Source organism: Chryseobacterium carnipullorum (assembly GCF_900142785.1).
GTDB classification, from domain to species: Bacteria; Bacteroidota; Bacteroidia; order Flavobacteriales; family Weeksellaceae; genus Chryseobacterium; species Chryseobacterium carnipullorum.
Genome location: NZ_FRCD01000020.1, coordinates 107,717 through 115,719, shown reverse-complemented (window position 1 = coordinate 115,719; position 8,003 = coordinate 107,717). Strand labels below are relative to the sequence as shown.

Here is an 8,003-nt window from a genome sequence, read left to right as displayed (position 1 = left end):
TACACATAGTTTTCTCCCTGGGTAAGCTGGGCCTTTGCTGACTGAGTGATCAGCAACAACCCGATAGGAATGATTATTTTTTTCATGTCTGTGTTAGTTTTTGTAGTTGTATTTATATTCCTTCAGGATCTTACCCGTCGGGCTGTTTTCCCTTACTTCTTTCAGTCGGTTGGCGGTATCATAAATGTAGAATTCTCTGATGCCGGATGGAGGAGTGATGCTTTTTACTCCGATTAATGGATCATAGCTGTACGTACTGATCTGATACGCTGATAATGCAGCGTTATTTCTAAATACATCTAAAGCAGATATCAATAATTGCTCTGAGGCATCTGTACTGAGCTGAGCGTCATTAACAGATGCACTGACAATACTATCAATGAGTGCCTGAGGAATGTCTGAAAGCTTGGCTCCTTCTATTTTAGCAATAGGCTGAGTCTGGTTATATCCCCAGATGATGGTTGTTGAAATGCCGTTTCTGGCGGTATACTGCTGCAGATTTCCCTTGTTGTCATATTGATCATAGCTGAGTTCTGTAGAACCTGTAACAGGGTTTTGCAGATCAAATGACAAGGCAGAAGTTGGAAATAAGTGGATTGAACTGTCATATTTTGTTTCGGATTTATTGATCACCTTACCGTTTTCTTTTATTTCTGTCGCCAATGGAATACCTATCATATGAGCATTAATGAGTTTTTGATTTCCCTTTTCATGAGCATAAGCATAACTTGTTTCATTTACTTTTGCATCTGAAAAAGTGATTTTCTGTCTTATTGGACTTAAATGTTTGTAAGTGGGATCATAAAAAAGCTCAGTAAGCTCAGAAATTTGTTGGTTGTTAAAATATGTTTTTGATAACGTTTTTTTCTGCTTTACCCATGTGGAAGAAATCTGATAACGATCTATATAATAATTCGCTCTATAGGAATTTGGCATACCTGTAATCATCACAAATAATGCATAGCTTTTAATCAGAATAAAATAAGGCATTATCACCAAATTGGGATAAGACGGATTATAATCATTAGAAAACTGATTAAAATAATTATCATATTCATACTCAGTGTCAATACTTTTAAGAAGAATACTGGATGAATTGTAATATTCTTTTTTGCTAGGCAATCCTAAAGTAAACTTATTATCAAAATAAGTAAACATAGAAGAGGATAAACCAATTGGATTTTGACCGTTGATGTTTAAATAAGTATCAACAACTTTATAGTTTTCCTGACCACCTAAATATTCTGTCTCAACTTTACTATAAACGATAGGTTTACCATTAATAGTACTGGTATTAAATTTTCCCGTATTGCTTACTACGACTATAGAGCAAACAGTATTTCCTTGGTCATTGATATTTTTTGCTACAGGAGATGAATAGGTATAATCAATATTATCCCCTACATATAAACCTGTTGATTTTCCATTTTCATCTTTATAATTATATTTAACACTACTCGCTATTAAGTTATTTTCATCTTTCTTTACTAGCTTTTTTATTCTTAATCCTCCAACTTTAAGATTTCCTTTTTTAAATTCTGTTTTCTTTTCAAACCATGCTAACTGAATCGAAGCAACATAATCATCTAAATTAATGGGAAATTGACTTGGTCGTTTAACTTTTCTGATTCTTATTTTATAGGATGATTTTTTATCAACTAAAGCAGTACCTGCACCAGTAAATGTAAAACTCGCTAAAATCACATTATTTGGATCAAGAATATCAGCTACAAAGTGAGAGCCTTGGGGTAATACATTTGAGTCATTAGGCGGATTTACCGCACTTTCAAAATTGGTTTCAAATAAAATTTTATCATCATATGGGCTTACAACGTTATTAACTTGAAATTCTGCCACATAATCTACATCACTCCACGTACCCGTATTTTTCTTTTCAAATTTAACAACTTCTGTTTCTCCATAATAATCATCATCTTCGTACTCAATTTCCATACTTCCTCCTGTAGGATACTGAATTTTCTTTAAACTTCCTGAAATTGCATATTCCAGATTAGGCTCTTTATTACTACCGTCACCATATATAACTCCTTTATAATAAGTACTCGGAATTCCTTTATTAGAATCACTTCCGTTATAAAATCCTAGATGATCTGTAGCATCTGAAAATCGGTTCGGTAAGTTATGTTGTTCATGATAAAATAATCTGTATTTTGATCCATCATTTACATTAATAACTTCTTTCAATCTTAATCTCTTTGATAAAGAGGCATCATATACATTAGGACCTTCATTTGTGTTCTCAGGAAAATAGTCTTTGATTAAATTAAATTTTGATATAATATTACCCCCATTTTTAACTGTAATTTCATTTAATGAGAGCCCATTGGTAATATCCTGTCTATCATTAGAATAATTAAATTCAATGCGTTGACTATCAAATTCAATACTATTTATTACACTCTCTCTAAAAACATAAGTAGTGGTGGTATATTCTCTATACACCTTACTTTCAATAATTCCTTGACAATTCTCTGAAATCTCCTGCCTTTTATTATTATTACTCAAATAATTATATTGGGTATTAGAATAATTAAATCTTATACTCTTCCCTGAAGGAAGCTCAATTTTATCAATTTTATAATCTGTTGTTAACAATCTATAATCTTCTGTTTCAGGAATAGATCCTCCAAGACTACGGGTTTGATTAGCTCCTGAAAACATGTATTTAATACCTTGGTCATCTGTAATTTCAAATAATCCCCCCTGCAGTGCAATCTTAATATTATTATAGGGAACTTGAATAACCTGACCTGTACTACTTAAATAAAATTCTCCAGAAAACTTACCTATAGAATATGAATATATATCTGGTTGGGAATCATATTTTTTTTTGGCTGTATTATTTGGATTCATCGCATCAAAACCTGTAATATATGAAGCAAGTCCGTTGTCTGTTTCATTATAATCTGGATGGAATGAGGACGGGTTAACATACGGAATCCAACCTCGGTCATCTCTTCCAAATATTTGTTTGGAAAGAGATATTCCCCCCATGGCTAAAGACCAACCTAAACCTACTTTTGTAGAGACTTCATTTACCCTAATTCCCGAAACATGATATTTTAAATCAACTGGAAGTTGATATTCACCTGTATTTATTGTATAAATAGGAATATTTACCCCTGCTGTTCCAGTAAAAGTTGCATTGGGAATATCTGTAAATTTTGATAACTGACTTGCATCAGGTGTTTTTGGTGTAATTTCAAATTTATTTATATTTGATGTTACGGATTGAGCAAAAACACTTATTGTTATTAAAGTTAATAATAAAAGTATTATCTGTTTTTTCATTATAGTTTCTATTTCTTTATCAATTTAGCATTCGCAGTTTTATTCATATCCGTCTTTATCGTCACCAGATAAGCCCCCTGAATCAGATTCTGGGTATTAATCTTCGTTACTTTATTCTTAGTCTTCAAACTCTGAAGCTGTCGTCCACCCATATCATACAATACAATATCAGCTTCTTTAAAATCAAAGCCAATTTCTACATAAGCATACTCTGATACGGGATTCGGATAGATCTTCATGTTTTGTTTCTCGATTAACTGATCGATTTGTTTGTCGCCAAGCTTCACAATTTTCCAGTTTTCTTTTCCCAATTCTTCTGCACTGGTTCCTGCCAGAATGATGGAACCGTCCCGGTTGAGTTTTAAGTCTGACAGTCTCTCCTCTTTCTGTCTCTTATCTCCTGTCACATGTTTTCTCCATTGCTCATTTCCGTCCTGATTCAGATACAACATCCAGAACGTTTCGTCATCTGTTTCAATCCTTCCTTCTGCCTGTGTATAACCTCCTAAGAGGATTCCTTTTGAAGATTTGTCATCTGCTGAATGTAGTACACTCATTCCCATCAGGATGTCTCTGTTTTTGAAATTGAAAGACTTCTGCCAGATCTCTTCACCTCTTTCGTTTAAAGAAATAAGCCATAGATCCGTTCCTTCTTCAATTCCGACGGTTTTATTGCCTGATCTTTCAGATCTTGATTCACCACCGATCAAAAATCCCGTTGAAGTCAAAGCCAATGTTCTGATATGATCATCACCCTTTCCTCCAAAGTTCTTTTCCCATTCTACTTTTCCATCTTTTGAAAGTTTTATGACCCAATAATCTCCCTCGCCAAAGTTTTCAGTTTTCTTGGGGCCTCCAATGTTACTTCTTGAATAGATTCCCAGCAAAGCACCTCCATCTTTCGTAGGAATCATTTTTTCTACTTCATCCAATCCTTTTCCCCCTAAAATCGATTGAGATAACTCTTTTCCATTCTTATCAAGTTTTACAATCAAAACATCCTTTGAACCATACCCGCTGGTTCCCTGAGGCTCTCGAAGCGAACTCTGTCTATTTCCGGCCACAAAAAATCCCAGATCAGTGGTTTGGATAACAGCTCTGGCTTCTTCGTCTGAAGAAGTTCCCAGGGTCTTTTGCCACAGCTCATCGCCGAATTCATTTAATCTAATCAACCAGATGTCTGATCCACCTTTTGATTCTTCTTTTTTATCAAGACCTTTTCCGGAATACGAAGTACCTGAAACTAAAAAACCTCCGTCCTGCGTAGCAACCGATGCTGATAAATAATCATGATTAGCTCCGGAGAAATATTTCTCCCAAACCTGTTCGCCTTGCTGATTGAGTTTAATGAAGTGAAAATCATACCCATTATTTTGTTTATTGCCTCCAGCCTGAAGCTTATCGCTTTGAATACTGCTTCCCGAAATAAGATATTGCTGATCAATGGTCGTAGTCACCTGGCTTAGAAAATCCTGTGTAGAAGATTGAATGTCTTTCTGCCACAATACTTCCTGCGCAGAAACTGTCAGAAAAGTGCATAGAATACATGCACCATAGTAGAATTTCTTCATCTGTTTGTGTATTTTGAGTTTATGTTAGTTTTAATAAAAGTTGCGCAAATTTAACGATTTTCAACACTCCTTTAATATCTCTTCAATGAGATTTAACCTTATTTTTGTCACTTGCCCGTGTGTTTTTATGCACTGTTAAGTATGACTATAACAAAGATATAATCGGTAGACGACAAATCAGGTCGTATTATTTTTTTAAAGTTTAGTTGATTTTAAAAGATCAATATAATATTTATTTTCATCTTGGAATCATAAACAAAAAATATCCTTTAAAGAGATTTTTGCAAAGAATTTTTTTTGCTGAAAAATGTAATGTTATACTTAATCAGGCACTTATATGATGGAATACATTTAAATTGAAAAGCTTAAATAGCGCTGAAAAGCGGCTGTTAATATCTAATTATTGATGGGAAATTTTTTTATTGGGTAAAAAAGTAGAATTGTTCTGCTTTCCGAGCAGGAAATTCCAATTGGAGAGAGCTACCGGAGCCATCTTCTGAGTAAGATCAAATAAAAAGCGGCTCCCTGGGAAGCCGCTTTTCTATAATTACTTGTTGATTTAATTAATTTTCCTGTCTCTTAATCAGGTTAAGAGCAGAGCCCGCCTTAAACCAATCAATCTGCTGATCGTTGTACGTATGGTTGGCCATAATGATATCTTTCGTTCCGTCTGCGTGAACAAATTCTAAAGTCAGTTGTTTTTCAGGAGCGAATTGATCAAGATCTAAGAAGTTAACGGTGTCATCTTCCTGGATTTTATCATAATCAGCTTCATTAGCGAAAGTAATTCCAAGCATACCCTGTTTTTTAAGGTTCGTCTCATGGATTCTCGCGAACGATTTTACCAGTACCGCTTTTACTCCAAGATGTCTTGGTTCCATTGCCGCGTGCTCTCTGGAAGAACCTTCACCGTAGTTTTGATCCCCAACAACAATAGAAGGGATTCCTGCGGCTTTGTATGCTCTCTGTACAGCAGGAACTTCACCGTATTCACCCGTTATTTCATTTTTAACGCGGTTGGTTTCCATATTATAGGCATTAACAGCTCCAATCAACATATTGTTTGAAATATTGTCAAGGTGTCCCCTGTATTTCAACCATGGTCCAGCCATAGAAATATGGTCAGTCGTACATTTTCCGAAAGCTTTGATCAATACCTTAGCTCCTTCGATGTTTTTACCGTCCCAAGCCGGGAATTCTTCCAACAACTGAAGTCTGTCTGAAGTAGGACTTACGTTCACCACTACTGAAGAACCATCTTCAGAAGGAGCCTGATATCCGTTGTCATCCACTGCGAAACCTCTTGCCGGAAGTTCAGAACCTTTAGGTTCATTCAGCTTCACCTGCTCACCGTTTTCTGCGGTTAATGTATCTGTAATCGGGTTAAAGTCTAATCTTCCCGAGATCGCTACTGCAGCTACCATTTCCGGAGAAGCTACAAAGGCGTGGGTATTTGGATTACCATCGGCTCTTTTGGCAAAGTTTCTGTTGAAAGAGTGGATAATCGAGTTTTTCTCTCCTTTATCAGCGCCTTCTCTGTCCCATTGTCCGATACAAGGTCCACAAGCGTTTGTAAAGATTCTTGTATTCTCAAATTTTCTGAAAGAATCTAAGAATCCGTCTCTTTCTGCTGTAAATTTTACTTGCTCAGAACCTGGATTAATCCCTAATATCGCTTTAGGCTTAACTCCTTTTGCTACCGCATCTTCTACGATGGAAGCCGCTCTTGATAAATCTTCATAAGAAGAGTTGGTACAAGAACCGATCAACGCCCATTCTACCTCTATCGGCCATCCGTTAGCTTCAGCTTTAGCTCTGAATTCAGCTACGGGTGTAGCCAGGTCCGGAGTGAAAGGTCCGTTTAAGTGTGGGGTAAGTTCAGAAAGGTTGATCTCAATTACCTGGTCAAAATACTGTTCAGGATTAGCATAGACTTCAGCATCACCTGTTAAGTGTTCCGCGATCCTGTCAGCAGCATCCACTACATCCTGTCTTCCGGTTGCAGCTAAATATCTTCTCATGGAATCATCATATCCGAAGGTAGAAGTAGTAGCTCCGATCTCAGCACCCATGTTACAGATGGTTCCTTTACCTGTTGCTGAAAGAGATTCTGCTCCTTCTCCGAAATATTCTACAATGCATCCTGTTCCTCCTTTTACGGTAAGGATACCTGCTACTTTCAGGATAACGTCTTTTGCGGATGTCCATCCGCTCATTTTGCCGGTTAATTTTATACCGATAAGCTTAGGCATTTTAAGCTCCCAGGCCATTCCGGCCATAACATCTACCGCATCAGCACCCCCTACACCAATGGCCACCATTCCTAATCCTCCTGCATTCACTGTATGGGAGTCAGTACCGATCATCATCCCTCCAGGAAATGCATAGTTCTCTAAAACAACCTGGTGGATAATACCCGCGCCTGGCTTCCAGAAACCAATTCCATATTTATCACAAACAGAACTCAAGAAGTTGAATACCTCAGAGTTTTTGTTGATCCCTTCCTGTAAATCGGATTCTGCACCTACTCTTGCCTGAATCAGGTGATCGGCATGAGCTGTGGATGGAACAGCTACTTTAGCTTTCCCGGCCTGCATAAATTGTAAAAGCGCCATTTGAGCAGTGGCGTCCTGCATCGCTACTCTGTCTGGTGCGAAATCTACATAGGAGTTGCCTCTTTCATGTGCTGAGGTAGCATTTCCTTCCCAAAGATGGGTGTAAAGGATTTTTTCTGAAAGGGTAAGAGGTTTTCCCACGATTTGTCTTGCCGCAGCAATTCTCTCAGGGTAACGCTCGTACACTTTTTTGATCATATCAATATCAAAAGTCATATCTTAATTTAATTTTTCTTTTTTTTTAATAGACTTTTTCCGTCAATATTTCATATCTACGACGGAAAATATTCTTAGTTACAGCAATCCATCAAATTCTGTTCCTTCAATCTATAAAAGGGATAATTACAATAAATAATCAGGATTTTCTATATCTATTTTATATCTATCAAGTTAAGAAAAAATAGAATTTCTTTTGTCTATTCTATTTAAAATAATTCTCAATCAGTCTTAAATAGAAAGGTTCTAAACAAAAAATGAAAGATTTTAAAACCCGCAGGATCAAAAT

3 protein-coding genes are annotated in these 8,003 nt (G+C 36.4%); all 3 read right to left on the bottom strand.

Features of this window, described 5'->3' with window-relative positions; genetic code table 11:
• Positions 1-93: 93 nt before the first annotated feature.
• Positions 94-3,312 carry a hypothetical protein gene (locus BUC06_RS19990; protein WP_073335820.1) on the bottom strand — a complete coding sequence of 1,073 codons (3,219 nt, stop codon included), beginning with the start codon at positions 3,310-3,312 and terminating at the stop codon, positions 94-96.
• An 8-nt stretch (positions 3,313-3,320) separates the two neighbouring features.
• On the bottom strand, positions 3,321-4,883 hold the full coding sequence (locus BUC06_RS19985) for a T9SS type A sorting domain-containing protein (protein WP_073335818.1): 1,563 nt from the start codon (positions 4,881-4,883) through the stop codon (positions 3,321-3,323).
• A gap of 563 nt (positions 4,884-5,446) precedes the next feature.
• Positions 5,447-7,714, bottom strand: a complete 2,268-nt coding sequence (locus tag BUC06_RS19980; protein WP_073335816.1) for an aconitate hydratase — start codon at positions 7,712-7,714, stop codon at positions 5,447-5,449.
• Between the last annotated feature and the right edge of the window lie 289 nt (positions 7,715-8,003).